Consider the following 26,138-nt stretch of genomic DNA (forward strand, 5'->3'; position numbering starts at 1 on the left):
CTGAGTAGTTACTTGTTTAAAGGTAATTCTTTGACATGGATATCCATTTGTGGAAATGGAATACCGATATTCGCGGCATCTAATTCATTTTTTATTTGCTCAAGAAGCTGGAAACGGGCTGTCCAATAATCCGCTTTTGCTACCCAGGGACGGACTACGAAATTAATTGATGAGCTTGCCAATTCTGAGAGTCCAATTGTATAGGCCGGATTTTTTAGCACATATTGGTTATTGTCTAATATATTCTGAAAAATCTGTTTAGTGAGCGCAATATCAGCAGAGTAAGAGACGCCAATCACTAGATCAATACGACGTGTATCCATTGCCGAATAGTTAGTGATTGTGCCATTCATGATTGATGAATTAGGTGCGGTAATAAGTTTGTTATCTGGCGTAAGAAGTTTAGTCGAGAAAATAGTGATCTCCTCAACAGTGCCAGCAATGCCCGCAGCTTCAATGTAGTCACCGACACGGCAAGGGCGGAATAATACCATTAATACGCCCGAGGCAAAGTTAGACAAAGAACCTTGTAAGGCTAAGCCTATTGCTAAACCTGCCGCACCGATAACCGCAACCAGAGATGCCGTTTGTACACCGATTTGCCCTAAGGTGGCAATGACCGCAAATACAAACACTATCGCCCAAGTGAGGTTCGCGACAAATGAGACAACCGTAGGATCTACTTTTCGACTATTAAGTAACTTGCGTACTAATCCTTGTGCTATACCAGCAAAATATTTACCTACAAAAAAAATAATTAGCGCAAATAATATTTTTAAGCCATAAGTTACAAGCAAATCAGGTGCTTGTTTTAATAAACCTTCTAGGTTTTCCATTGAGTCATTCCTTAAATGTACGCGAACAAAACTACTTAATTGTTGACGATAAATTGTACTCGTCGATTTAAACTGCGCCCTTCGCTAGAACGGTTATCCGCGACAGGTTCAGATATTCCTTTACCAACTACAGTAAAGCGATTTGGATTAAAGCCATAATCTTCAACTAAAATCCGTTTTACGTTTTGAGCTCTTTGCAGGGAGAGTTGATAATTAAACTCTGGAGTGCCGACGACATCCGTGTGCCCAACCAAAGTTAATGCAACATCATTTTGCTCTAAAAATGCTTTCACAAAAGCGAGAGTTTTCCATTGAGCAAAGTTAACTTCAGCAATCGCAAAATCAAAATACACTACCGCCGATGAAATATCATAACAATCAGCGCTGGCCTGATTAAGATTGGTAGAGCCACAGTCGAGTGACGCCCCTGTTGTGACTTTAGCCGCTTCAACTGGCGCTTCAGGGCAACCATTAGCCATAACAGCGGTATTGAGCGGCGTATTTGGACAGGCATCTTTAATATCCGGTACGCCATCTCGATCGTTATCTGTCCAAGCAAATACAGGCGATATTAGGCTTAAACATAGGATTAAAAACCACAGTTTAATCCAGCTGGACTGGGAATTATTCACCACAAACCCCTTTTATATGATAAGCCTTAGATAAAATCACTAAGAGTTATGACTTTTTGTAGCACGACCATCTTAGCGAGTCATTCTATCGATTTAGACACATTTCGCCAAGTTAAACAGCTTAAACAAGCGAGAGACGTGATAGTAACAATCTGTTGAGTATATTCAGGTTTACATTATTTTGTATACCAAAGAGCCATTGTAAGCGTACATTTTATCGCTTAGTGTGCCTTTGGAGTATATGGCAAACTATACAACATGGTTTTTTGGCGCTAGAGTCCTGTGCCTATAAAGTACCAAGCAGATCCTAAGTCGAGAACAAGATGATAGATTTACGCAGTGATACCGTTACTCAGCCAACCGCCGCGATGCGTTTGGCCATGTCCAGAGCGGAAGTTGGCGATGATGTTTATGGTGATGATCCTAGCATCAATAACTTGCAAGAGATGGCCGCCGACATGTTTGGCTTTGAAAGCGCATTATTTACCTGCTCAGGAACCCAGGCTAATTTATTGGCTTTGATGGCCCATTGCGAACGTGGTGATGAGTACCTGTGCGGCCAGCAAGCGCACAATTATAAATTTGAAGGGGGTGGTGCGGCTGTTTTAGGCAGTATTCAACCACAGCCCATTATCAATCAAATGGATGGCAGTATTGCTTTAGCCGATATTGAAGCTGCGATTAAGCCTGATGATATCCATTTTGCTCGCACGCGTTTGCTTAGTTTAGAAAATACGATTGGCGGTAAGGTGCTACCACAGCACTATTTAGCCAGCGCGCAGGCGCTTGCTTTTAATCGTGGTTTAAAAATTCATTTAGACGGTGCGCGGGTCGCTAATGCTGCCATTGCGCAGAATATTGCAATAAGTGACATTACTGCGCATTTTGATTCAGTATCGATTTGTTTATCGAAGGGACTATGCGCACCTGTCGGCTCATTGCTCTTAGGTGACGAGCGTTTAATTAACAAAGCCATACGTTGGCGTAAGATGCTCGGTGGGGGCATGCGCCAAGCAGGTATCCTTGCTGCTGCGGGTACACTCGCATTAACGGAGCAAGTGCAAAGACTGAGTGAAGATCATGACAACGCGGCGTATTTGGCTCGCCAGTTAGCCGAGTTGAGCGAATTTGACATAGATTTAACCGCAGTACAAACCAATATGTTATTTGTCAAATTAGCGGCCCATGTTGATGCAGATTTATTGGCGAAACACTGTCGTTCAGAAGGCATTTTGATAAGCCCTGGGCGTACGATTAGGCTTGTGACTCACAAAGATGTGAACCGTCAGGACATAGATAAAGTGCTGCGTGTTGTTAAGCAGCACTTTACCGCCTAAGCACAGCTTGCTTTGAAATCTTTAATGCCCGAGCTTTGTCTCGGGCATTTTTATTTACGGGTATAACGTGATGTTGAATTATAACAATCACATTGGCTATGTTCACGTTAACTGTGTCTGCATAGCCAATACGATTGGTATTATTAAGCCATCAAGGATTTATTTGTGAAATCAAGCCTTAGACTACGGGCGAAATATTTGTGCTTATCTATACTCAAAACAACAAGATTATAAAACTAAGGTAAATTTAGGTTGAAGCCTAATAACAATACTAATAAAGGGGTCGATTATTGGACAAATCGGATCAGTGAATTAGAAATGCCCGCACTGTGTTCGACGGTTAAATCGCTAGAAAAACTCGCCAAGGATGACGTTTCCTCTCTTGCATTACTTGGGCGTAGCGTGATGCACGATAACGCCTTAACCTCTCGTATTCTTAGAGTCGCCAATAGTGCTATTTACCATAAGGGGAGTAGCCAAATCTCCACCGTTAGCCGCGCCGCTATAGTGCTTGGTTTCGATGCGGTGCGAAATATCTGTATCACCGCCAAGTTACTCTCAAGCTTGTTAGAGAGTAAAAATCTCGCCCCAAATGTATATCAAAGATTAATCAAGTTGATGGCCAAGGCATTTCAAGCAGCCATGATTGCGCGGATGATGCTCAGTCATCATGACGAGGAGATGCAGGAGGAAGCCTTTATTGCCTCTTTGTTGTATCACATCGGCGAGAGCGCTTTTTGGAGTATTGGGGGCGAGTTTACCGAAGAGTTAGATTTAACGCTCAGCCAATGTGAGACGCCCGCCGAAGAAAGAAGTGCTACCCGCGAAGCACTAGGTGCTTCTTTTTTGCAGCTCACCCAGAGTATTGCCCGTAATTGGGGATTGGGGGAGTTGCTTATCCAAGCGTTGAATTATCCTGAGGACCAGCGGCCAGACATTCGTGCTATTTTTCTTGCTGATAAGCTTTGCGACATTTTATCTCAGCCCACTCTCAATAAGCTCGAACTAGCAAAACGCATGACTCAAGCGGCGAGTTTTACTGGGCTAGAAGAGAGTGAGTTTTTGGTACGGATGCAACGCTGCGCGAATGCGACCCATAAGTTGGCAGAAGTGTACGGTGCTAATGTGTTACTCGATTACTTACCTGATCCTCAACGTATTGTCGCAGCTGAACCCGATCTGCCGCCCATCCCGTTAGATATGCCAGTCTATCAAGCCAACTTGAATGTGCAGTTGGCTAAGTTGCGGGAATTGACAGGCTTTGCCATTAATAAAGCGGATTTTAATCAGATAATGCAAACGGTTCTTGAAGGCATTCTTGAGGGAGTAGGTGTTGACCGCTGCGGCGTACTCTTGTTATCGCCAAGCCGTAAACAGCTTCAACCTAGGGTGATACTAGGTCGTGATGCCGATGCGATAAAACAAGAGTTTATTATCGATTTAACTGACAAGCGTGGGTTATTCCATCAAGCGATGGAGCATAAGGCGCCACTTTTGGTGGACGATCCCTGTTCTAAAAAATGGCAGGGGCAGTGCAAGGAGTTGCAAGCGCGGCACCTGTCACGGCAGGGCTTTTTACTGGCGCCTTTGTTGGTTGATAGCAAAGTGATCGGGTTTTATTACGCAGATCGGGGCCCTTCACAAAGGGCATTTGAAGACGTAGATTTTCAAAGCTTCATCCACTTCTCCCAATTGGCAAATGTGTGTTTTACTGTTTCTTTAAGGTAGTGCTCGCGGTGAATTACTGTATTTTAAAGCTATTTTTTAAACTTTGCTCTTTCGAAACCGCATTTATGGGAGTGCGGCGTTACTGTTTATTTGTGGCTTTAATCTCGGTGGTGACCTGTTTCGCTATCTCATTGGGGATTGGGAAACTTAAGTGGTATTGTGCAATTTTCCAGTTACCATCGGTTTTAATCAAAGTGCCGGTTCCTCGGCTGACGCCATAGGCGGGGCTATTTAATAACTCGTCGAACAATATTACGTCGCCATGTTGGATTAAATGTCGCTCGGTTAAATCATAGCGCCAACCTTTTGTAGGGCGGGAGTAATGTTCAAATTCCGCCACTCCCCAACGCTCACTCGCATCCGTACCAATAAAAATGCCGTCTTGTCGGTACAGGGCAAAATACTTATCCCAATCGGCATCGCTTGAATATTGGTTGAGTAAATCTAATACGTGAGCCGCCGCTTGTCGATCAGGATTCGAAGTCGTTGCAGCGCCTTGGACTTGAGTGTTTTGTGTTTGAGCGCTTTGTGTTAGCGAGTCCTGTACCTGTGCGCTTACATTAAGGCCGCCAAGCATTAAAGCACTGAGCAGTAACCCCAAGCTGGCGCGATTAACACTAGTGGCACGACTGGCATTAGTCGCGCGACTCATATTAACGGCGCGATTAACAGTGGTGCCTTTAACTGCGAATGCATGAGTGTCTTTGAGCATTTAGTGTGCCTCTACTTTTATGGGTTAATGCCAGTTTATCGGATCGAGTTGATAAAATCGGCTCAGTTCCCGATACAAGTCTGGGTGTTGTTGGTAGAAATCCTCTGGCTTTTCAAAAAAGACTTCAGTAATAACGGCAAAAAATTCAGCGGGATTCGTCGCACCATAGTAATTAAATAATGAGGGCGTGCCAAAGTTTGCGCTGTGTTGTAATTGGATGAAAGCCTTGCTTAGTACTTCGGACCAAGAACTGTAATCGGCAAAATGTTGCAGTATTGGCGCGCCATTGGCTTGGCCGTCTTCTTGATCGAGCTGGTGGGCAAACTCGTGGATAACAACGTTATTGCCATCGTGGGGATCGGCGGCGCCATCTACAGTATTTTTCCACGAGAGCACTACTTTGCCATATTCCCACGATTCGCCCGCCAGTACATTGCGCTCTGCCCACATAATACCGTTTGCATCTTGATGCTGATTATTAACGATAAAGGCATCGGGATAGACTAAGATTTGTGTCAGTTTGGGGTAAAAATCCGTTTTACGATTCAGTAATAAAAGACAAGCTTGGGCGGCTATGGTGACTTTAACTTCATCGGTAATTTCAAAACCATCGCAGCCAACAAATATCTTTTCATCAATAAATATTTGAATATGCCGCTTGAGTTGTAGCTGTAAATCGGTTGGTAGTGCATGAAAGTAAGGTAACCTTTGTTTAAGGATCACTCGCCAACTTTTAGGAAATGGTCTTGCCGCTATACGACGTCGATGTAATGTTTTACGCCAACGGGTTGAGATTAACCAAGCCATTGCGGCAACGCTAAGTAGCACAGTGAGTGAGATCGCGAGCATAATGTGCCTTTAGCAAGATGAAATGTCGTTAACTATATTATTAGCTAATGGGGACAAAGCCGAGTGAAGTCAACCTTTGGGGTAAAAACAACAGAGTGACGACTTTATTACCCTGCAGATTACTATCACTTTCCTGCTTTTAGCTACCGTTCACGAGTGGCCGAAATATTAACGTAAGTCACGAGTGTTTAAATCGCTTGGTATTGAGCATATTTAAGCCGATACCAGTGCGTGTTATCTCAAACATCTAAATCTAATGGTGTTTACGATTAAGCGTTTATAAGATTGCCGTTTATAGATAATTGATTTGAAAACGTATATGTGCGTATTGTTACTGGCCTAATAAGCTAAACGTGCAGGCATATTATGTTAAAAAGCTTATGCTCTAACGCATTTTAGCCCTATATCGATAAGTGCTGGTAAATAAGAAGATGGTATTTTTGATAGCATCTCTCAGCTATTTTTTGCGACTGGAGCGCACAGGCAAATGATTTGGTTTTGCGGTAATATATAGCGCTAAATAGCGTGGGGGATAATGAAGTGGATCAACAGTTACTAATTGATGCGGTTAACCAGACTATGCCGTTTGGCAAATACGCAGGGCGTAAATTATTAACATTACCCGAACCTTATCTTGTGTGGTTTCATAAACAAGGGTTTCCTCAGGGAAAGTTGGGTGAGCAATTAGCCTTAATGTATGAAGTTAAGCTAAATGGCTTAGAAGGCATGCTAAAACCGTTATTGAAATGAGTTCCCTGTCTTGGCATAAAAATATTGCTTTTGCGATAAGTGTTGTATTTCGTGATAGAGATTAGCGATTTATTGTTGTGAGCGTGCTTTAATGCGGCATATTAGTAAAACAAAAGGAACATAGGCATGATAGCAAAATTGGTAAAATTAGCAGCGGTAGCAACGTTAGCGTTAGGCATGTCAAGTGCTTGGGCGCAGGGCGTAACCCACGAAGGTACTGTTGTTGATACTATGAATGGTGGCGGTTACACCTACGTACAAATTAAAGAAGCTGACACAACTTTTTGGGCAGCGGGTCCTGAAACTCAAGTGAATAAAGGCGATAAAGTGTCTGTAGTTGAGCAAATGTGGATGAATGAATTCACTAGCAAAACTTTGAATCGCACCTTTGATAAACTGTTATTTGTGGGCCAAATCAATAAGAAATAGTCAGTTGTATTGAGTGCACTCACTTTGTACCTCATCGATTAAGCGGCTTCGATATTTTCGAGGCCGTTTTTGTTTCTATTGCTTAATGGCGTTAAATATCAGTTTTTGGCTATCTCAATGGGGCTAAACGCGGCAAAATATCACTATTTTTAGCTATATGCTTTAGTCGGAGGAACAATTAAGTGGCGGCGTTTGAACAGTTTGACATCCAGCCTTATCAATCATGTTATGCCCTTGAGGTGAGTGAGTTATTTCATCTTTGCGTGCATAGTATCAATCATGCCCGTTATTCATCTGCGCAGCTTGCGGCTTGGTCAGCGGCGCCAAGATCGGCTAAATATTGGGATTTGCGCTTAAGACGCTCAAAAGCGTGGGTGGTATTGGCCAAAGATGCCCTAGCAACATCGGCAATGTGTATCGGTTTCATTAATATTGAAACCCATTTTAGCCAGCAAGGTTACCTTGATAGTTTATATATACATCCTGATTATCAGCGCAAGGGATTAGGTGAACGTGCTTACCTTGTTGTAGAAGATTGGGCTAAGGCGCAGGGGTATTCTCGTTTGAGCCTGGATGCATCCTATTTATCGAAAGGATTATTTAATCAAATGGGCTTTACGCAGGTACAGGCCAGTTACCAGCAAAAACGAGGGCAAATTATTCGCGGCTTTTATATGGTTAAAGAGATTTAATCATTGTTCAACTTTGGTTTTAAACCGTGGTGCAAAGAATCGTGCAGTAAAGCATGGGCGTAAGGCAATTGAAGGTGACTATTTTATTTGTAGCAAAATACCGTTAATCTCAATCTATTAACAATTGAGTATAAGGGCTGAGAATGAAGATTCGACTATTTACGCCAGCGGATGTCTCGCAGCTCGCGGCAATCTTTGAGGCAAGTGTGATGCAAGGCTCAGGCGAGTATTACTCGTTTGCTGAACGTTCAGCTTGGGCTTATATCGAAGGCGAGAGCCGCAGTGATACTTATTGGCTTGAGCGTCTTAAAGGAACCACTATTTGGGTGGCTGAGACAGAAAACATGCTGGTAGGCTTCATCAATCTTAAGCTGGGTGATGACACTGAGGTTGAGGCGTCAGCCGAAATCGAATGTTTATTTGTCCATCCTGAATATGCACGCTCTGGCGTAGCAACCACTTTGTATTTTGCGTTATTTGAACAAGTGAAAGCCTTAGCCCTTAAACGATTAACGGTAGAGGCATCCTATTTAGCGCGGCCTTTTTTTGAGAAGCAGGGCTTTCGTAATACGCGCCGAAATGAGCATAAACGCTTTTTAAATACGCTAGATAAGAGCAAAGGGCAGGCCGCTCAAGTTCTGGTTAACTTTAGCATGACCCTTGTCCTCTAATAGGTAAGCACTGCTGTTAATTCGCGCCGCTAAATATTAGGCGTTAGCCGATAAGTCAAATACTAACGCGGTGATTTGGCCAGCAGTCGCGCTAAAGTCGACACTGGTAAGCTGGGATAAATGTGCGCCATCACCTGGAGTCAATGTCGTGCCGTTGATATCCAATGTGCCTTCAATCAATTGCACATACAGATGACGACTCGCTTGTATGGGCGTTCTGTCCATTGTTACGCTTTCACCTTCGTTCAGCACTAAACGATAAACGGTGGCATCTTGTTGTACTTTAAGCGTGCCATTGTCTCCAGTGGGAGTCACTACAGCCGTCAGCGCTGAGCTTTGCTCGAAGGCTTTTTGCTGATAAGCCGCATCGATGCCTAAAGTATCTGGGCGGATCCAAATCTGTAAAAAGTGCAGAGGCTCGGTATTAGAGGCATTGAACTCACTGTGGTAAATGCCTTTACCCGCTGACATTAATTGAAACTCGCCTGCGGGTAAGGTTTTGATATTGCCGAAGCTATCCTTGTGGGCGATAGTGCCGGATATCACGTAACTGATGATCTCCATGTCTTTATGACCATGGGTATCAAAACCGGCGCCGGGTGCCACTGTGTCATCATTAATCACTCTTAAGGACGAAACTCCCATGTGGGCTGGATCATAGTAGCTAGAAAAAGAGAAAGTGTGTTGACTCTTAAGCCAGCCTAAATCTGCCTGACCGCGCTCCTGTGCTTTGCGTAGTGTGATCATCTTGATTCCCCTTATTTGATGCGGCTAGCTAAAAGATTGTCGAGTGATAATTTACCTGCACCTGAAACTGCCAGTGACGCTGTGGCTGCAAGTAGTGCTAAACCAAATTCATAACCGTTGTTAGCAAGGAACAACCCATTACCTATATGTACTGAGAAAATCGCGATAACCATAGTGAATGACAATACTAGAGCCGTTGGGCGAGTGAGTAGACCCAATAACAACAACAGTCCACCAAAGAACTCACTAGAACCTGCCATTAAAGCCATTAGGTAACCGGGCGTTAGGCCAATTGACGTCATCCATTGGCCTGTTCCCTCTAAGCCATAGCCACCAAACCAGCCAAACAGTTTTTGTGAACCATGGGCAATTAAGATAATCCCGATAGGAATACGCAGTGCCAGTGGGGCAAAACTCGGGGTCGATTTCAGTATTTTTGTGATGAGTGTTTTCATGGTGTGTTCCTTTTTTCAAATTATTTAAATTATGGTTAAGTATATTTAATCTGGTTTATTTACGGATTTTCATTATCTTTATCCGTGATGTTGGAAGAACAATCTTTATTGCTAAGCAGTGTAGACTTGACCTTTACTGAATAAAATCGGAACATTTTCAATTTCTATTTCAAATAATTTGAATGTGAGGTTTGTATGCTGCCATCTATTAGTCTCGATGGATTAATCGTGCTCGATGCGATTGATAAGAAAGGCAGTTTTTCTGCTGCGGCTGAGTCTTTGTTTCGAGTACCTTCGGCGTTGACTTACACAGTACAAAAACTAGAAAGTGATTTAGGCACAAAATTATTCGAACGTAAGGGTAAGCGCGCTGAGCTGACCTTAGTTGGTCAACTGGTATTGCGCCAAGGTCGAGAAATCCTCGCAGCAACATCAAGGCTTGAAGAGGCTGTACGTCAATTGGAGACGGGATGGGAGTCTTCGCTAACCTTAGCCATAGATACCGTGGTGCCCGATTTACCCCTATTGCAGTTGATTGGTGAATTTACTGAGCTAGGCAAGCAAGTTGCCGTGAATATTAGTGAAGAGTCCTTGGGTGGCGGCTGGGATGCACTCTATTCGGGCCGTGCCGATATTGCGATTGGCGTGACGGGTGAGCTGCCCAAAGGCCAATATCATGTGGTTGAAATGGGTGAATTAGAGTTTGTGTTTGCTTTGAATCCTGCCCACCCATTAGCGCAACATAGAGATCCTATTCCTACGGAGGCTTTATTGCAGTTTCCCTCGATTGTGGTAGCCGATAGTTCAACTGCACTGGCGCAGCGTTCAAGTGGTTTATTTGATAGTCGCCAAGTGATTAGAGTGCCGAATATGCAGACGAAAATTAAAGCGCAGCAATTAGGGTTAGGTGTGGGCTATATTCCAAAGCACCTGATCTTGGATGCATTGGCTACAGGGGCTTTAGTTGCTTGTCAGGTAGAAATCCCGCGTCCAGCCCAAAAGGTATTTATGGCGTGGCGTAAAGATAAGGAGGGTAAAGCGCAGGCTTGGTTTACTGAACGTTTACCCCAATGTGCTTGGCTATTTTAGGTTGTCGCTTTAAGTTTGAGTTTGCCATTTAGGAAGGATACGCAACTACCTGGTGCAGCGTTTATTTGCCGCGCGGCCTGTGGCTGGTGTAATGCACGTGTTGTGACCACAAGTCCGATAAATTAGGTGAGCGCTTTAAAAAACGAATAAATGCCTGTGGTAAGGTCAATGATTCCATCGATTCCTGCCAGCGTGCTTGCAGCAGTGGATGATATCCTTCTTTCCCCGCTGCGGTGTAAGAGGTTGAAACACCTACATATAGTGATTCATATTCTACTGTCTGCCAAAGGGATTGGCTGCCCTGTTGCATCATTTCTAGCCTAAATAAACGCTCGCCCAATGGCCGTCTACCATCGTAGTAGTAACGTAAACCATAGGTATAAGGGAAACTACCTGCACCTGTACCCAGCACGCTATTGTTAGTGGCTGAGTTAATGGCAGACTCTAATGCTTGATACAGAAACTGGCCTTGGATTTCATACTTTACCAGTGGTAATTCGAAGGGCAGTAATTGCCCCATCACATCTGCAAGCGTCAATTGCCCTTGGGAAACAGATTGGCGCACACCGCCAGCGTTATGCAGGGCAAAGTTTATCCGTGGGTCGACAAGTTTAGCCTCTTGAAACATGCTGCGACTAACCCAAGGCGCAACTTGACTGCCGTGGGGTAAGCTTTTTGAGGGTAAACGCGTATGCACTAAATTTTTAGGGATTTGTGCGATGACATAATTTTCCATCTCGGCAATAGCGGGTTTATAGATATCCCTAATCACGCCGGCGATATCGGCATCGGCTTCATCCCACAAAATATGTGGATGTTGGTTGAGTTGCTGACGTACAGCTTGGTAGTCGGTATCGTTGACCGCGACATTAGCACTTAGTACAAAATGTTGATCGAGCATGAAGTAGTTGCCACCGTTTAAGGTTAGCATTTTACCTTCAGCATCAAAGGTTATCTCGGCTAGGCCTACCACTTCTGCATATTTGCCCGCATGCACTATCGGCGTGTTATTGATGACTTCACCGTAGGGCATATTACTCAAACCCAGCGCACGAAAATCACCCTGTAACGTATGAGTGTGTCCCCCTACGATAAGGCTAATGCCATCGATTTCGGCCGCAAGACGTTTATCCTGATCTAAGCCTAAATGACTGAGTACAATAATATGCTTGATACCTTGTTGTTTAAGATGCTCAACCGTACGCGCCGTGGTGGCAATGGCATCAACAAAATGGGTATCGGGATCGGGACGTGCTATTTCTTTCATCTGATCTAAGGTAATGCCGATGATGGCTAGCGTTTTATCGTGAAAAGGCTTAAGTAGGTATTTGGCCAGTTTTAGCTCATGGTCATAGTCCAAAATATTAGGTAAACCGCGCAAACAACCCGGTTTATTAATATCCTCTTGGCTTAAATCCATATTGCCCGCAAGCAATGGGAAATCAATTTGCTTAGCAAACTCGGCAAGCCTTGCGTTACCTTCATCAATATCGTGATTACCAATGACCATGGCATCGGGCGCTAACAAGTTGAGTAAGTGAGCGTTAGCTTTACCCTTAAAGTGGCTGAAATAAAGTGTACCCTGAAAGCTATCGCCGCCGTGCAAGAAGATAAAAGGAGTATTGTTTTTAATCGCTTCTTGGCGCGCTTTGGCGATATGGTGGCCTATGCGGGCATAACCACCGCTATGGCTAGCCATATCAAACTTAAGATGACCTACCGTTAGGGTAAATTGAACGCGACTGGATTCAAAATTCGAATGGGTATCATTAATGTGCGCGAGTGAGAGTGTGTAACTCTGTTTCATAACGGACCTCTATTACGGCGGGAGATTATAACTTTCTCCCCTAAAACAAGAAAGGGAGCTAGGCTCCCTTTACATCATTAATATCTAAACTACACCCGTTTTTAGCCTGATTTGGCTTCATCGTCATCGGATGCGGCTTCAAAATCACCATCATCGGATAGACGAATGCCTTTTTGTTTCATGCGCTTAGTCCACAGTTTTCGGGCTAATTGTTGCATATCGGTAGCAGGATCGTTCAAGTCAACAATCTCCAGTCCTAACATAGACTCGATAATATCTTCTTGAGTTACAATCCCTTGGCTGCTGCCGTACTCATCAACAACCATAGCAATTTGGGTATTACGTTTAATCATTCTCTCAAATAATGGCAGGATTTTTGCCGTTTCAGGCACGACAAATAGACTGCGTTTGAGTTCGCCAATCGGGGCGTCAGGTGTATAACGCTCAGCCAGCAGAACATCGGTGCGAGTGATATAACCAATCACATCATCATGATCTTGGTCATACACAGGAATACGGCTAAAAGGCTTGTCGCGATACTGGCGCACAAACTCATTTTGCGTTAAATCAATCGGTAACGAGAACATCACTGTCCGCGGCGTCATAATTGCAGTGACTGGCATATCTCGAACTTTAAGCATTTGAGTTAAAATTTTTGACTCTTGCTCATCGAGTTCACCTGATTCATGGCCGATTTTTGCCATTGCGCTCATTTCTTGACGGATATATTGGCCTTCATCGCCTTTACCCATCAAACGAGTCACTTGCTGTGACATCCAAATCAACGGTTTGGTTACGCGCTTCATCCATGTCACGGCAATAGAAACACTCGGTGCAAGACGACGCCAATGGTTAGCACCCAGTGATTTAGGAATAATTTCTGAGAAGAACAGGATAATAAAGGTTAATACGCCTGAAAACACACCTAGCATGTCGTCACCAAATACTTTTGCAGCCTGAGCACCCGCAACGGCTGCGCCGACGGTATGTGCAATCGTATTTAGGGTGAGAATTGACACTAAAGGAGCCTCGACATTCTCTTTCAATTTACGTAAACGAGAGGCTGCGGCACTGTCGGTCTGTTCGAGTGAAGCGATATAACTGGGGGTAACAGAAAGAAGAACCGCTTCGAACACACTGCACAGAAAAGATACTGCGACAGCGACAAGCACTATAATGATGAGGGTTAACATATAGGTGGAATTACAACTCCGTATTTTAGGCCAACATTAGCCCAGCAGTATTCTATCATAGGTTAATTGAGTTACTGGCTAAAATTTATTTGCGTCTGTATAATTCGCCGCCCTGTTGCAGGATTCGGTTTTTGATGTTGAGGTTAGTTATATGAGTGAAAAAAAGATCAATTTGTTAGACCTTGATCGTAAGGCAATGCGCGCATTATTTGCGGATATGGGGGAGAAACCCTTTCGTGCCGACCAACTCATGAAATGGCTTTATCATTTCGGTGTCAGTGACTTCGAAGAGATGACCAACATCAACAAAGTGTTACGTCAAAAGTTGGCGGCGCGCTGCGAAATCGTTGCACCTGAAATAGCCAGTTTTCAAAAGTCGACCGACGGTACTATCAAATTTGCAATCAACGTTGGCCAAGGCCAAGAAGTCGAAACGGTTTATATTCCTGAAGAGGAACGTGCCACCTTATGTGTATCATCACAGGTGGGATGTGCCCTTGAATGTACTTTCTGCTCTACCGGCCAGCAAGGTTTTAACCGTAACTTAACGGTTTCTGAAATCGTCGGCCAAATCTGGCGTGTATCGCACTTTTTAGGTTTTGCTAAAGACACCGGCGAGCGTCCTATCACTAACGTGGTGATGATGGGCATGGGCGAACCATTACTGAATTTAGCCAACGTAATCCCAGCAATGGATATTATGCTCGATGATTTTGGTTTTAGTTTATCAAAACGCCGCGTGACCCTATCAACCTCGGGCGTAGTGCCAGCGTTAGATAAATTAGGTGATGCGATTGATGTGGCTCTTGCGGTCAGTATTCATGCACCAAATGATGAGCTGCGTGATATTTTAGTCCCCGTTAATAAAAAATATCCGCTGAATGAGTTTTTAGCGGGTATTCGTCGTTATATTGCTAAGTCCAATGCTAACCGTGGCCGCGTCACAGTTGAGTATGTGATGCTCGATCATATTAACGACAGCACAGACCAAGCCCATGAGTTAGCTAAATTGATGGCAGATACGCCTTGTAAGATAAATTTAATTCCATTTAACCCTTACCCTGGTTCACCTTACGGCCGTTCGTCTAATTCTCGAATTGATCGTTTTTCTAAGGTGTTAATGGAATACGGTTTTACTGTGATAGTGCGTAAAACCCGTGGCGATGATATTGATGCGGCCTGTGGTCAGTTAGCCGGAGATATTCGCGATAGAACCAAGCGTTTAGCAAAAAAACGCATGCAAGAAAACCAGATATCAGTCACAATGGATTAACTCTTTGTTTGCACAGATTTATAGGCTTGCCAATGAAGCATGGATTGCCAAAGTTTTCGTTAGTGTTAACCCTGTCTTTATTCATTACAGGGTGCGTTACTGAGCGTACTTATACCGGAACCGATATTCCTGTTTCGGAGCGAAAGTTAGACAAGGTCGCCGCTGCGCGCGAGCGGATGCAACTGGGATTAACCTATTTAAATCGAGGCAATTCAGAACAAGCTAAATATAATCTCGATAAAGCATTAGAATATGCTCCAGAGCTTGAAGATGTCCATATTGCTTTGGCTTATTACTACCAAACCGTGGGCGATTTAGTACGTACCGAAGAGTCGTACATGAATGCCATTAGTACTAAGGACGCCTCAGGCGATTCCATGAATAATTTCGGGGTGTTTTTGTGTCAACAAAAGCAATACAACAAAGCTGAAAAAATGTTTTTGGCCGCAATTGAAATGCCCAAATATACGCGTACCGCTTCAAGTTATGAAAACTTAGGCCTTTGTAGCCGAGAAGCTGGACAAACAGAAAAGGCAAGACAGTATTTTCAGATGGCGTTAAAGTATGACCCGAGACGTTCGGTGTCGTTGCTGGAGTTAGCTGAGTTAGAAACCGAACTAGGTGATTATGTTCAGGCGCGAAATCAATTAGCGCGTTACCACCAAGTTGCAGAGCAAACTCCAGAAAGTTTAGCGCTCAGAATTAAAATAGAGCAGGCAGTGAATGATGATGCCGCTGTGAAAAAATTTGGTATTTTATTGCTTGCCAAATTTCCAGCATCACCTCAGGCCAAGCAATACAGAGTTAATTTGCATCAATGAAAGATCATGAAACCCATGCACCAGTTGAATCCTTAGTAACAGAGTCTACTGTGTCAGATGTAACGCTTGGAACTTTATTAAAAAATGGCCGTGAAAAAATGGGCCTCAGCCTTCAAGACGCTGCAGTAAAACTGCACTTACGTCCTCGTGTTATTGAGGAGATTGAAGCTGATAATTTTGCCAACATAGCATCGCCAACCTATGCCCGTGGTTATGTTAAAAACTATGCTCGTATGGTTAATGCTGATACTGCTTTGATTGAAGCCTGTTTATTACGCCAAGTGCCGGTAGTGGCTGAGCCGCCAATGCAAAGCTTTTCTCGTAAAACAACCTATCAAGCCAGTGACAAACGTTTAACTTGGCTGAGTATTTTTATTGTCATTGTGTTACTTGGTTTATTGGTCGTTTGGTGGATGCAAAAATCAACCTTACTGACAACGGTTGATTTATCACAACCTACAGCTGAAGAGGTCGCGGCGGTCAATCAAACTTTGCCGGGCGACGTACTTTTGACCGAAACCGATGCCAGTCAACAATTGACCGATATAGCCGCTAATGGCTCTATGTCGATTGATGGCCCAATTAAAGATACCGATGCCAGCACTATCGATGTCAGCACTGGACCTACCGACAATAATTATGCTCGAGCAGCTGACACGAGCAATGAAGATGGTGGTTTGGTCGCTGCTGCAACGGCCACCTCGCAAACGGCTCCAATGGTTCAGCAGCCTCTTGTCGCATCAACTCCTGCACCTATTCCGGTATCTCCAGTCACTAACGTCAATACCGCGGCAGTGGTTGAAGGCCAATCTACGATAGATCTTCAGTTGAGCGGTGATTGCTGGATAAACATTGTCGATGCGAAAGGTAAAGCCCTAGTCGATGGCGTTAAAGGTGCTGGCGCTGTCGTGCAAGTGAGCGGTATGCCGCCGTTTAAAATTATTTTAGGTGCGCCCCATGTGGCAACCTTAAGTTTAGATGGTCAAATAGTTAGTTTGGCGGATTTCCCCAAGGGGCGTGTTGCACGTCTAACCTTGCCTAAAGTCTGATGACCGCGTAATGATCTGCAGCACGAACTGAAATAGAGCGTATTAAGCATGTATAATGAAACTCCCATAAAAAGACGTCCTTCCACCCGCATTTATGTGGGTAATGTACCGATTGGTGATGGGGCGCCGATTGCCGTTCAGTCAATGACCAATACTAAGACCACCGATGTCGAGGCAACGGTTGCTCAAATTCGTGCCTTAGAAAAAGTCGGTGCCGATATCGTACGTGTCTCAGTACCGACTATGGATGCGGCTGAAGCTTTTAAGCTCATTAAACAAGCGGTTAATGTGCCTTTAGTGGCCGATATCCATTTTGATTATCGTATAGCCTTAAAAGTGGCCGAGTACGGTGTCGATTGCCTGCGCATTAATCCAGGTAATATCGGTAATGAACAACGTATTCGTAGCGTGGTTGAATGTGCCCGTGACCACAATATTCCTATTCGTATTGGTGTAAATGGTGGTTCATTAGAAAAAGATCTAATGGACAAGTATAAAGAGCCAACACCACAAGCCTTGCTTGAATCAGCGATGCGTCATGTAGATATTTTGGACCGATTAAATTTCGATCAATTCAAGGTCAGCGTTAAAGCGTCTGATGTTTTTTTAGCGGTTGAATCCTATCGTTTATTAGCAAAACAAATTCGTCAGCCTTTGCATTTGGGTATTACCGAAGCGGGCGGCGCGCGCGCCGGTTCAGTCAAATCAGCGGTAGGTTTAGGCATGCTATTGGCCGAAGGCATTGGTGATACATTGCGTATTTCGCTGGCAGCGGATCCTATCGAAGAAATCAAAGTGGGTTTTGATATTTTAAAATCACTGCGTATTCGTAGCCGCGGTATTAACTTTATTGCCTGCCCATCTTGTTCTCGTCAAGAGTTTGATGTGATAAGCACAGTTAATGAGTTAGAACGTCGCCTCGAAGACATTACCACCGCTATGGATGTGTCTATTATCGGCTGCGTAGTAAATGGCCCAGGTGAAGCTTTAGTGTCACATATCGGCTTAACTGGCGGATACAATAAGAGCGGATATTATGACGAGGGCGAACGTCAGAAAGAGCGTTTTGATAACGACAATATAGTCGATTCTCTTGAGGCGAAAATACGCGCTAAAGCCAGCTTAATGGCGAACCGTATTCAAGTAAAAGATACAACTGAGTAATATGCGTACGCATTGGGGTATAGATTACGCCTAATGATTTTGAGCTATACCCCGAAACCGACGGGGTCGTTTTACGTTTAGTCTTGAAAAGCCTATAATGCGTGACTTTTTTATTAATTTAGCGAAATCAGACGAGTCGATACCGTGGCAAAACAGATCCAAGCGATTCGCGGAATGAATGACATTCTGCCAACTCAAAGTCCTCTATGGCAAAAAGTGGAAGCGGTACTACGTTCAAGCGTCAGTGCTTACGGTTACAGCGAAATCCGCACTCCAATAGTGGAAAATACCGATCTTTTTAAACGTTCTATCGGTGAAGTAACTGATATTGTTGAAAAAGAAATGTATACCTTCGCAGACAATAATGGTGACAGCTTAACGCTGCGCCCAGAAGGTACTGCATCAACTGTACGTGCGGGTAACGAAAATGGTCTGTTGTATAACCAAGAGCAACGCCTTTGGTATATGGGTCCTATGTTCCGTCATGAACGCCCGCAAAAAGGTCGTTATCGCCAGTTTAACCAATTCGGGGTTGAAGTTTATGGCATAGGTACGCCTGACATTGATGCTGAAGTTTTGATGCTATCGGCCCGCCTGTGGGAAAAACTTGCGATTAGTGAGCACGTTTCATTAGAGCTGAATACCTTAGGCGATCCGGCCGAGCGCGCGGTTTATCGTGATGCTTTGATTGCGTTTTTAGAGCAGCATAAAGATGCGCTCGATGAAGAAAGCAAGCGCCGCATGTACACTAATCCACTGCGGGTATTGGATTCAAAAGATCCCAATGTACAAGCTATTTTGGCCGATGCGCCAGAGTTGATGGATTTTCTTGGTGAAGAATCGAAGACACATTTTTCACAATTGCGTGAACTACTTGACGCTGTTGGCATCAAATACACCATTAATCCGCGCTTAGTTCGTGGCTTAGATTATTATAATCGCACTGTATTTGAATGGGTTACATCTAGTTTAGGCTCGCAAGGTACAGTACTTGCTGGTGGTCGCTACGATGGTTTAGTTGCTCAATTAGGCGGTAAAGATACGCCCGCAGTCGGTTTTGCGATGGGGCTAGAGCGCATTGTATTGTTGCTTGAAACCTTAGAGCTGACAGAAGATATTCCCGCAGCTGTAGATGTGTATGTTATCGCTATGGGCGATAGCTGCCTTGTCGAAGCCATTAAAGCCGCGCAGGAATTACGTAGTGCGCTGCCAAAGCTTAAGGTGATGAGTCACTGTGGCGGCGGTAACTTGAAAAAACAAATGAAACGTGCCGATAAAAGCGGCGCAAGTGTAGCGTTACTGATAGGTGAGGATGAACTCGCTGACGGTATGGTTACAGTGAAACATTTACGCAATAACAACGAACAACAACGGATAGCTCGACATGCCTTAAGTGCATATTTAGCTGAACTGGCCATTAAGTAACAGATTACATAAGAGGACGTGCGCGTGGAAATTTATAGCACAGAAGAACAACAAGTTGATGCTATCAAGCAGTTCTGGAAAGATTATGGCAGTTCAATTTTAATTGGTGCAGTGGTGGGCTTAGGTGGTTTATATGCGTGGAATTACTATTCCGACGCTAAAGTCGCGCAGGCGGAAGAAGCCTCAAAAGCGTTTCACGAGCTGACGACTAAATCTGCTGACGAGGCTGCAATGCTTGCGGGCGTAGCTGAGTTTTCTAAAAGTCATGATCAAAAGGGTTATCAAGCCTTATTAGAACTGATCGTGGCCAAAACTGCGGTAGAAGCCAAGGATTACCCTAAAGCAATCGAAGCCTTGAACAAGGTTATCGCGGCTAAACCGGGTGCAAGCCTGGATGTGATTGCGACTTTGCGTTTAGCACGAGTACAAGCAGAGCAAGGTCAAATAGATGCAGCGCTTGCAACATTAGAGCAAGTGACGGACAAAGCGTTTATCGCCCAACGCGAAGAATTGAAAGGTGACTTTTTAGTTCGTCAAGGTGAAGTTGAGAAGGCAAAAACAGCTTATCAAGCTGCCATGGATAATGGTGGTGTGGTGACAAGCCCAGCGCTTAAAATCAAACTTGATAGCCTAAATCAGGCATAAGGGATCCTTTGATGAAGTCTTGGTGCAAAAACCTGCTGGCCGCTGGATTAAGTCTGGCTATGTTATCCGCCTGTTCGTCGAGCGATGTTGAAGAGGAGCCAGTGAGTGAGCTAACGGAAATTCAGGCAACTGTGTTTCCTGAAGTGAGTTGGAGCGCCTCTGTTGGTAGTGGCGTGGGTGACTATTATTCTCGCCTAGCTCCGGCTGTGAATTACGGCAAAATATTTGCTGCCGATCGCTATGGACAAGTTATCGCCTTTGATCAAACGACAGGCGAGCGCGTGTGGACTAAAGATTTCAGTGAAGAATTTCGCGACAATGTCTTAGCTAAAAACAAAGGCGCGCGTATTGCCGCTGGCGTGACTGCTGCGCGTGATAAAGTATTTATAGGTGGTGAAAGTGGGCTGCTTGCTGCACTGAACGCCGAAGACGGCCAAGTGTTGTGGTATGTAGTTGCAGGCGGCGAGTTACTGTCAGCACCTACGGTTGCCGATGATGTGGTGGTGGTTAGCACTAGTTCAGGCTCACTTGAAGCATTTAACGTTGATACAGGCGCTAAGCTATGGGTGTATGAAATGCAATTACCGAACCTAACCCTGCGTGGGACTGGTTCAGCAGCTTACGAAGCCGGTGGCTTCTTCATTGGTACCGCCGATGGCAAAGTGGCTGTAGTGATCAAAAATAATGGTCAAGCTGCATGGGAACAAGCGATTTATAACCCAACCGGTGGTAACGAGTTTACGCGTATGGCCGATGTGGATATGACGCCGTTGATCCTAGGCGACAACCTATATGCAGTAAGTTACAACGGTAACTTAGTGTCGATGGAACTGCGCACAGGGCGTGTCGTGTGGACGCGTAAGTATTCTAGCTTTAACGAGTTAGCCTCAGCGGGTTTAGGCTTGTTTTTAGTTGATGATCATAGCCGTATTTACTCGGTTGATAAACGTAACGGTTTAGAGTTGTGGAGTAACTCAGAGCTCGCCAATCGAACGTTGACATCGCCCGCTGTGTATCAAGACTATTTAGTAGTAGGTGATTTTGAAGGTTACCTACATTTTATCGATCGCAGTACAGGGACGATTGTAGGTCGTGTCCAAGTGGACAGTTCTGGGTTATACAGCCAACCATTAGTGGTGGATGATAAAATCTATGTTCAAGGTCGCAGCGGAAAGTTAGCTGTTGTAACACTTCCATAGTAACAGTGTTATCCTTGTAGAGCCCCTGGAAGTGTGTTCCGGGGGCTTTTTATTGAAAAGTTTTTTAGAGGCAAAATCATGATCCCTGTAGTGGCCCTTGTTGGTCGGCCGAACGTCGGTAAATCCACCCTATTTAATCGCCTTACGCGCACGCGTGATGCGTTGGTTGCTGACTTTCCTGGCCTAACACGTGACCGTAAATATGGTCGCGCATTTTTATCTGGCTATGAGTTCATTGTGGTGGATACCGGTGGTATCGACGGCACTGAAGAGGGGATCGAGACTAAAATGGCCGAGCAATCCCTTGCCGCCATTGAAGAGGCCGATGTCGTTTTATTTATGACCGATGCGCGCGCGGGCTTGACTGCTGCGGATCTGTCGATTGCTCAGCATTTACGTAGCCGTCAAAAAACCACTTTTGTGGTTGCTAACAAGGTGGACGGTATTGATGCCGACTCAGCCTGTGGTGAATTTTGGTCATTAGGTTTAGGTGAAGTTTACCAAATGGCAGCGTCTCAAGGACGCGGCGTCACCAACATGATTGAATATGCGCTAACGCCTTATGCCGAAGCTATGGGCATTGTGCGCCAAGAAGACGGTGAAGTGACCGAAGAGCGCGAATACACCGAAGAAGAAGCTGAAGCTGAGCAAAAGCGCCTGCAAGATTTACCTATTAAGTTGGCGATTATCGGTAAGCCTAACGTTGGTAAATCAACGCTTACTAACCGGATTTTAGGTGAAGAACGTGTCGTGGTATTTGACGAGCCTGGTACAACTCGTGACAGCATTTATATTCCAATGGAACGTGAAGGCCGCGAATACGTGCTTATCGATACTGCGGGTGTACGTCGTCGCAGTAAAGTACATCAAGTCATTGAGAAATTCTCGGTGATCAAAACTTTGAAAGCAGTTGAAGATGCCAACGTGGTGTTGCTTATTATCGATGCCCGTGAAGGTGTTGCCGAGCAAGATTTAGGTCTATTAGGTTTCGCACTTAATGCGGGCCGTGCGTTGGTGATTGCTGTTAACAAGTGGGATGGTATAGATCAAGGCGTTAAAGACAGAGTGAAGAGCGAGCTGGACCGTCGCCTTGGCTTTATTGACTTTGCCCGTATTCACTTTATTTCGGCGCTGCACGGTACTGGTGTTGGCCATTTATTTGAATCAATTGAAGAAGCTTATGACAGCGCCACGCGCCGCGTCAGCACTTCTATGCTGACTCGTATCATGCAAATGTCGCAGGACGATCATCAACCACCATTGGTCAATGGTCGTCGTGTGAAGCTTAAATATGCTCACGCGGGTGGTTATAATCCGCCAATCGTGGTCATTCACGGTAACCAAGTGAGTCGTTTACCTGATTCTTATAAGCGTTACATGATGAACTACTTCCGTCGTTCACTTAAAGTGGTTGGCACGCCGATTCAGCTGCGTTTCCACGAGGGTGATAACCCATTTGAAAACAAGACTGAAAAGTTGACCATGAGCCAAGAGCGTCGTCGCAAGCGCGCGCAAAGCCATATCAAAGACAGAAAAGCCAAATAGTGTTATTTATCATGCACATTTGAAACAAAAGGAACCCTAGGGTTCCTTTTGTGTTTTAAGCGCGTTTAACCGTTGAATGTTATGGCGTTACGTGGACTATTCGAGCAAGGTTATCTGCGTAACGGTTGAGATCAGTTGCCCGTGGCGCAAGCGGGTTTGCACACTGTCACCGATTGCTACGTTATCGGTACAATCGATAACTTGGTTATGCACATCGGTGGTAATGCTGTAGCCGCGGCTCAAGGTAGCAAGCGGACTGACGGTTTCAAGCTGATGGGCCGCGTATTTTATCCTCTGCTCACTTTGGCTCAGTTTGTCCTGTAATGCATCCTGTAAGCGACTGGCAAGATAATTGAGCCTGCTACCCTCAATCGCGAGCTTATGCTTGGGAGACTGCTGTTCAAGGCGACTGGTGAGCAACTGCTGGCGGCGGCTGAGTATGTGTAAACGATTCGATAGCGCCGACTCTAGTCTTAATTGCATCTCATCGAATCGTTGTTCGAACTGCTGCAAGCTACGTTTAGGATCTTGGCGCTGCAATAGGTGTTCAAGCAAACTTAAACGTCGTTCTTGCTTGAGCTGATAATGCTTTGCGCTTTGCGCTAGACGCGATAATGCCATTGCCAATTTTTGTGCTTTATTGTCGCTATCTTGGGATAATAACTCGGCGCCTGCTGAAGGTGTTGGCGCGCGAATATCAGCAACATAATCACTGATGGTGGTGTCGACTTCGTGACCTATCGCACTAACAATGGGCAGAGCGCTGTTATAAATGGTCTGCGCGAGGGCTTCACTGTTAAAACACCACAAATCCTCAAGCGATCCACCCCCGCGAGTAAGCAGTAATACGTCGACCTCTAACCTTTGATTGGCAATATTAATCGCTTGGCAAATGTTGATGTCGGCATTAGCGCCTTGCACTTGAGTCGGGTAAATAATGACTTCAATCGAAGGATCGCGCCTTGCTAATACGTGCAGCACATCGCGAATGGCCGCGCCCGTTGGTGAAGTAATAACGCCAATACGTTGGATGTTTTTCGGCAAAGGCCTTTTAGTGTCAGCGGCAAATAACCCTTCGGCGGCGAGTTTCATCTTGAGTGCATCGAACTGCTGGGCGAGTAGTCCATCCCCTGCGGGCAGCATGGACTCAATTAATAATTGATAATCGCCTCTGGGTTCATATACGCTGATCGCGCCTTTAACTAACACTTGCTGACCATTGATAGGCTTAAAGCTGACTGTTTGATTACGGCCTTTAAACATGGCGCAACGAATTTGTGATGAGTGGTCTTTTAAGGTTAAATACCAATGACCTGAGCTGGGTGATGAAAAGTTAGATATTTCACCATTGAGCCAAATTTTACCCAGTTGTCCCTCGAGAATTTGTCTGACTTCACCGTTGAGCCGCGAGACAGTGTAAATATTATTTTTGGTGCCTTGCATCGTTTTACTCAAAAAATGGGTGATATTTACTATTTTCCATTTACCAGTGGCGATATGCAAGGTATAATCCCGCCGCAATATTTCACCTCTAAAATCCTACTCAAATGGGGAGATGTTGCAAATGCTACGTTTAATTAAAGAAGCGCTTACTTTTGACGATGTGTTGCTTGTTCCTGCGCATTCGACTGTACTCCCAAATACCGCCATCCTAAAAACTCGCCTGACCAAAACCATTGAATTGAATATCCCACTTGTGTCTGCTGCTATGGACACAGTAACCGAAGCTCGTCTGGCGATCGCTATCGCGCAAGAAGGCGGTTTAGGTTTTATTCATAAAAATATGAGTATTGAACAGCAAGCCGAGGAAGTTCGTAAAGTGAAAATTTACGAAGCAGGCGTGGTTCAACAACCTGTTACTGTTACCCCATCAACAACCTTAGCTGACCTCAAAATATTAACATTGAAGAATGGTTTTGCGGGTTACCCCGTTGTTAACGATGCCAATGAACTCGTCGGAATCATTACCGGACGTGACGTGCGTTTTGTCACGGACTGGAGTCGAACGGTAGAAGAGGTGATGACGCCAAAATCGCGTTTAGTCACAGTTGCCGAAGGCACTAAATTGGATGAAGTGCAAAAGCTAATGCATTCGCATCGCATCGAAAAAGTCCTTGTTGTTGATGATAATTTCAAACTAAAAGGTTTGATCACCGTTAAAGACTTCGAGAAAGCCGAACGTAAACCTAACGCTTGTAAAGACGAGTTAGGCCGCTTACGCGTTGGTGCAGCCGTGGGTGCTGGCGCGGGTAATGAAGAGCGTGTTGACGCACTCGTTAAAGCCGGTGTTGACGTACTACTTATCGACTCTTCCCACGGACATTCAGAAGGCGTTTTACAACGTATTCGTGAAACCCGTGCTAAGCACCCCAATTTACAAATTATAGGCGGTAACGTTGCCACGGCGGAAGGTGCATTAGCGCTAGTTGAAGCTGGCGTTAACGCAGTTAAAGTAGGTATCGGCCCTGGCTCTATTTGTACCACGCGTATCGTAACAGGTGTGGGCGTACCGCAAATTACTGCCGTTTCTGATGCGGCTGAAGCATTGAAAGGCTTAGGTATTCCGGTTATTGCTGATGGCGGCGTACGTTTTTCTGGCGATTTAGCTAAGGCTTTAGCAGCGGGCGCATCGTGCATTATGGCGGGTTCTATGTTCGCAGGAACAGAAGAAGCCCCTGGCGAAACAGAACTATTCCAAGGTCGTACTTATAAGTCATACCGCGGTATGGGCTCATTAGGTGCTATGTCTCAAGGTTCTTCAGATCGCTATTTCCAATCTGACAATGCGGCCGACAAACTGGTGCCTGAGGGCATTGAGGGTCGCGTACCTTACAAAGGTAAGTTGAAAGAAATCATTCATCAACACATGGGTGGACTGCGTTCATGCATGGGCTTAACCGGTTGTGCCACAATTACCGAACTGAATGAAAAAGCGCAATTTGTTAAAGTGACCTCTGCGGGCATGGGTGAATCCCATGTACACGATGTCATGATTACTAAAGAAGCACCAAACTACCGTTCAGGTTCTTAAGCGTTTGATGAGAGGGCGCTAAGGCGCCTCTTTGACAACCTATGATTCAATACTCAACG

Annotated in this window: 25 protein-coding genes; 16 read left to right on the top strand and 9 right to left on the bottom strand. The window is 44.9% G+C overall.

What is annotated here, in order from left to right:
* Positions 1 to 8: 8 nt before the first annotated feature.
* Positions 9 to 836, bottom strand: coding sequence for a mechanosensitive ion channel family protein (locus ACRN9H_RS01640; protein WP_432312186.1), 828 nt, complete (start codon positions 834 to 836; stop codon positions 9 to 11).
* Between the two features lie 35 nt (positions 837 to 871).
* Entirely contained in the window at positions 872 to 1,468 is a 597-nt protein-coding gene (locus ACRN9H_RS01645) for an OmpA family protein (RefSeq protein ID WP_432312187.1), read from the bottom strand.
* Between the two features lie 323 nt (positions 1,469 to 1,791).
* On the opposite strand from ACRN9H_RS01645, the gene ltaE reads away from it, so the two are divergent.
* Both ltaE and ACRN9H_RS01655 read left to right on the top strand, forming a co-directional pair.
* Positions 1,792 to 2,805, top strand: coding sequence for a low-specificity L-threonine aldolase (gene ltaE / locus ACRN9H_RS01650; protein ID WP_432312188.1), 1,014 nt, complete (start codon positions 1,792 to 1,794; stop codon positions 2,803 to 2,805).
* Between the two features lie 252 nt (positions 2,806 to 3,057).
* A complete protein-coding gene (locus ACRN9H_RS01655) occupies positions 3,058 to 4,533 on the top strand; it encodes an HDOD domain-containing protein (RefSeq protein ID WP_432312189.1) in 1,476 nt (491 codons plus the stop codon).
* A 79-nt stretch (positions 4,534 to 4,612) separates the two neighbouring features.
* Here the strand turns inward: ACRN9H_RS01655 and ACRN9H_RS01660 are convergent, their stop codons facing one another.
* Both ACRN9H_RS01660 and ACRN9H_RS01665 read right to left on the bottom strand, forming a co-directional pair.
* A complete protein-coding gene (locus tag ACRN9H_RS01660; protein WP_432312190.1) occupies positions 4,613 to 5,245 on the bottom strand; it encodes a nuclear transport factor 2 family protein in 633 nt (210 codons plus the stop codon).
* 24 nt (positions 5,246 to 5,269) lie between these two features.
* On the bottom strand, positions 5,270 to 6,094 hold the full coding sequence (locus tag ACRN9H_RS01665) for a zinc-dependent peptidase (RefSeq protein WP_432312191.1): 825 nt from the start codon (positions 6,092 to 6,094) through the stop codon (positions 5,270 to 5,272).
* Between the two features lie 540 nt (positions 6,095 to 6,634).
* Here ACRN9H_RS01665 and ACRN9H_RS01670 point away from each other — a divergent pair.
* From ACRN9H_RS01670 to ACRN9H_RS01685, 4 genes are all read left to right on the top strand, one after another.
* A complete protein-coding gene (locus tag ACRN9H_RS01670) occupies positions 6,635 to 6,844 on the top strand; it encodes a DUF3820 family protein (RefSeq protein WP_076496591.1) in 210 nt (69 codons plus the stop codon).
* A gap of 126 nt (positions 6,845 to 6,970) precedes the next feature.
* Positions 6,971 to 7,273, top strand: coding sequence for an NrfJ (locus ACRN9H_RS01675; protein ID WP_432312192.1), 303 nt, complete (start codon positions 6,971 to 6,973; stop codon positions 7,271 to 7,273).
* A 182-nt stretch (positions 7,274 to 7,455) separates the two neighbouring features.
* Entirely contained in the window at positions 7,456 to 7,965 is a 510-nt protein-coding gene (locus tag ACRN9H_RS01680) for a GNAT family N-acetyltransferase (RefSeq protein ID WP_432312193.1), read from the top strand.
* A 143-nt stretch (positions 7,966 to 8,108) separates the two neighbouring features.
* Positions 8,109 to 8,636, top strand: a complete 528-nt coding sequence (locus ACRN9H_RS01685) for a GNAT family N-acetyltransferase (protein ID WP_432312194.1) — start codon at positions 8,109 to 8,111, stop codon at positions 8,634 to 8,636.
* 36 nt (positions 8,637 to 8,672) lie between these two features.
* On the opposite strand, the gene ACRN9H_RS01690 is transcribed toward ACRN9H_RS01685, so the two are convergent.
* A complete protein-coding gene (locus ACRN9H_RS01690; RefSeq protein ID WP_432312195.1) occupies positions 8,673 to 9,383 on the bottom strand; it encodes a pirin family protein in 711 nt (236 codons plus the stop codon).
* An 11-nt stretch (positions 9,384 to 9,394) separates the two neighbouring features.
* Complete coding sequence (locus ACRN9H_RS01695; RefSeq protein WP_432312196.1) at positions 9,395 to 9,838, bottom strand: DoxX family protein; 444 nt, start codon at positions 9,836 to 9,838, stop codon at positions 9,395 to 9,397.
* 195 nt (positions 9,839 to 10,033) lie between these two features.
* On the opposite strand from ACRN9H_RS01695, the gene ACRN9H_RS01700 reads away from it, so the two are divergent.
* Entirely contained in the window at positions 10,034 to 10,927 is an 894-nt protein-coding gene (locus ACRN9H_RS01700; protein WP_432312197.1) for a LysR substrate-binding domain-containing protein, read from the top strand.
* Positions 10,928 to 10,988: 61 nt separating this feature from the next.
* Here ACRN9H_RS01700 and ACRN9H_RS01705 read toward each other — a convergent pair whose 3' ends face one another.
* Complete coding sequence (locus tag ACRN9H_RS01705) at positions 10,989 to 12,734, bottom strand: bifunctional metallophosphatase/5'-nucleotidase (protein ID WP_432312198.1); 1,746 nt, start codon at positions 12,732 to 12,734, stop codon at positions 10,989 to 10,991.
* Positions 12,735 to 12,835: 101 nt separating this feature from the next.
* Positions 12,836 to 13,927, bottom strand: coding sequence for a CNNM domain-containing protein (locus tag ACRN9H_RS01710; RefSeq protein ID WP_432312199.1), 1,092 nt, complete (start codon positions 13,925 to 13,927; stop codon positions 12,836 to 12,838).
* 151 nt (positions 13,928 to 14,078) lie between these two features.
* On the opposite strand from ACRN9H_RS01710, the gene ACRN9H_RS01715 reads away from it, so the two are divergent.
* The 8 genes from ACRN9H_RS01715 (at position 14,079) to der (ending at position 23,048) form a co-directional block, all read left to right on the top strand.
* Positions 14,079 to 15,200: a bifunctional tRNA (adenosine(37)-C2)-methyltransferase TrmG/ribosomal RNA large subunit methyltransferase RlmN gene (locus ACRN9H_RS01715; RefSeq protein WP_432312200.1), complete on the top strand. Its 1,122-nt coding sequence runs from the start codon at positions 14,079 to 14,081 to the stop codon at positions 15,198 to 15,200.
* 32 nt (positions 15,201 to 15,232) lie between these two features.
* Positions 15,233 to 16,021, top strand: coding sequence for a type IV pilus biogenesis/stability protein PilW (gene pilW / locus ACRN9H_RS01720; RefSeq protein ID WP_432312201.1), 789 nt, complete (start codon positions 15,233 to 15,235; stop codon positions 16,019 to 16,021).
* Positions 16,018 to 17,070, top strand: a complete 1,053-nt coding sequence (locus ACRN9H_RS01725; RefSeq protein ID WP_432312202.1) for a RodZ domain-containing protein — start codon at positions 16,018 to 16,020, stop codon at positions 17,068 to 17,070. Before pilW ends, ACRN9H_RS01725 begins: the two co-directional genes overlap by 4 nt.
* 48 nt (positions 17,071 to 17,118) lie before the next feature.
* Positions 17,119 to 18,234 carry a flavodoxin-dependent (E)-4-hydroxy-3-methylbut-2-enyl-diphosphate synthase gene (gene ispG, locus ACRN9H_RS01730; protein ID WP_432312203.1) on the top strand — a complete coding sequence of 372 codons (1,116 nt, stop codon included), beginning with the start codon at positions 17,119 to 17,121 and terminating at the stop codon, positions 18,232 to 18,234.
* Positions 18,235 to 18,378: 144 nt separating this feature from the next.
* Positions 18,379 to 19,659 carry a histidine--tRNA ligase gene (hisS, locus tag ACRN9H_RS01735; protein ID WP_432312204.1) on the top strand — a complete coding sequence of 427 codons (1,281 nt, stop codon included), beginning with the start codon at positions 18,379 to 18,381 and terminating at the stop codon, positions 19,657 to 19,659.
* A gap of 24 nt (positions 19,660 to 19,683) precedes the next feature.
* Positions 19,684 to 20,304: a tetratricopeptide repeat protein gene (locus ACRN9H_RS01740; protein WP_432312205.1), complete on the top strand. Its 621-nt coding sequence runs from the start codon at positions 19,684 to 19,686 to the stop codon at positions 20,302 to 20,304.
* Between the two features lie 11 nt (positions 20,305 to 20,315).
* Entirely contained in the window at positions 20,316 to 21,503 is a 1,188-nt protein-coding gene (bamB, locus tag ACRN9H_RS01745; protein ID WP_107883379.1) for an outer membrane protein assembly factor BamB, read from the top strand.
* 78 nt (positions 21,504 to 21,581) lie between these two features.
* Entirely contained in the window at positions 21,582 to 23,048 is a 1,467-nt protein-coding gene (der, locus tag ACRN9H_RS01750) for a ribosome biogenesis GTPase Der (protein WP_432312206.1), read from the top strand.
* A gap of 96 nt (positions 23,049 to 23,144) precedes the next feature.
* Here der and xseA read toward each other — a convergent pair whose 3' ends face one another.
* Positions 23,145 to 24,491 (bottom strand): exodeoxyribonuclease VII large subunit, encoded by a 1,347-nt coding sequence (xseA, locus tag ACRN9H_RS01755; RefSeq protein ID WP_432312207.1) that lies wholly within the window; start codon positions 24,489 to 24,491, stop codon positions 23,145 to 23,147.
* Positions 24,492 to 24,612: 121 nt separating this feature from the next.
* Between xseA and guaB the strand changes: the two genes are divergently transcribed.
* Positions 24,613 to 26,079 (top strand): IMP dehydrogenase, encoded by a 1,467-nt coding sequence (gene guaB, locus ACRN9H_RS01760; RefSeq protein WP_220773154.1) that lies wholly within the window; start codon positions 24,613 to 24,615, stop codon positions 26,077 to 26,079.
* Positions 26,080 to 26,138: the final 59 nt, after the last annotated feature.

Source organism: Shewanella sp. MF08487 (genome assembly GCF_050848685.1).
GTDB lineage: Bacteria > Pseudomonadota > Gammaproteobacteria > Enterobacterales > Shewanellaceae > Shewanella > Shewanella glacialipiscicola.

Coding starts and splice junctions, on each gene's coding strand:
- ACRN9H_RS01640 (WP_432312186.1), bottom strand. CDS start 836: ATGGAAAACCTAGAAGGTTTATTAAAACAAGCACCTGATTTGCTTGTA.
- ispG (WP_432312203.1), top strand. CDS start 17,119: ATGTATAATGAAACTCCCATAAAAAGACGTCCTTCCACCCGCATTTAT.
- ACRN9H_RS01700 (WP_432312197.1), top strand. CDS start 10,034: ATGCTGCCATCTATTAGTCTCGATGGATTAATCGTGCTCGATGCGATT.
- pilW (WP_432312201.1), top strand. CDS start 15,233: ATGAAGCATGGATTGCCAAAGTTTTCGTTAGTGTTAACCCTGTCTTTA.
- ACRN9H_RS01675 (WP_432312192.1), top strand. CDS start 6,971: ATGATAGCAAAATTGGTAAAATTAGCAGCGGTAGCAACGTTAGCGTTA.
- ACRN9H_RS01665 (WP_432312191.1), bottom strand. CDS start 6,094: ATGCTCGCGATCTCACTCACTGTGCTACTTAGCGTTGCCGCAATGGCT.
- ACRN9H_RS01690 (WP_432312195.1), bottom strand. CDS start 9,383: ATGATCACACTACGCAAAGCACAGGAGCGCGGTCAGGCAGATTTAGGC.
- ACRN9H_RS01710 (WP_432312199.1), bottom strand. CDS start 13,927: ATGTTAACCCTCATCATTATAGTGCTTGTCGCTGTCGCAGTATCTTTT.
- ACRN9H_RS01685 (WP_432312194.1), top strand. CDS start 8,109: ATGAAGATTCGACTATTTACGCCAGCGGATGTCTCGCAGCTCGCGGCA.
- ACRN9H_RS01715 (WP_432312200.1), top strand. CDS start 14,079: ATGAGTGAAAAAAAGATCAATTTGTTAGACCTTGATCGTAAGGCAATG.
- ACRN9H_RS01725 (WP_432312202.1), top strand. CDS start 16,018: ATGAAAGATCATGAAACCCATGCACCAGTTGAATCCTTAGTAACAGAG.
- ACRN9H_RS01660 (WP_432312190.1), bottom strand. CDS start 5,245: ATGCTCAAAGACACTCATGCATTCGCAGTTAAAGGCACCACTGTTAAT.
- ACRN9H_RS01705 (WP_432312198.1), bottom strand. CDS start 12,734: ATGAAACAGAGTTACACACTCTCACTCGCGCACATTAATGATACCCAT.
- xseA (WP_432312207.1), bottom strand. CDS start 24,491: ATGCAAGGCACCAAAAATAATATTTACACTGTCTCGCGGCTCAACGGT.
- ACRN9H_RS01695 (WP_432312196.1), bottom strand. CDS start 9,838: ATGAAAACACTCATCACAAAAATACTGAAATCGACCCCGAGTTTTGCC.
- bamB (WP_107883379.1), top strand. CDS start 20,316: ATGAAGTCTTGGTGCAAAAACCTGCTGGCCGCTGGATTAAGTCTGGCT.
- guaB (WP_220773154.1), top strand. CDS start 24,613: ATGCTACGTTTAATTAAAGAAGCGCTTACTTTTGACGATGTGTTGCTT.
- der (WP_432312206.1), top strand. CDS start 21,582: ATGATCCCTGTAGTGGCCCTTGTTGGTCGGCCGAACGTCGGTAAATCC.
- ltaE (WP_432312188.1), top strand. CDS start 1,792: ATGATAGATTTACGCAGTGATACCGTTACTCAGCCAACCGCCGCGATG.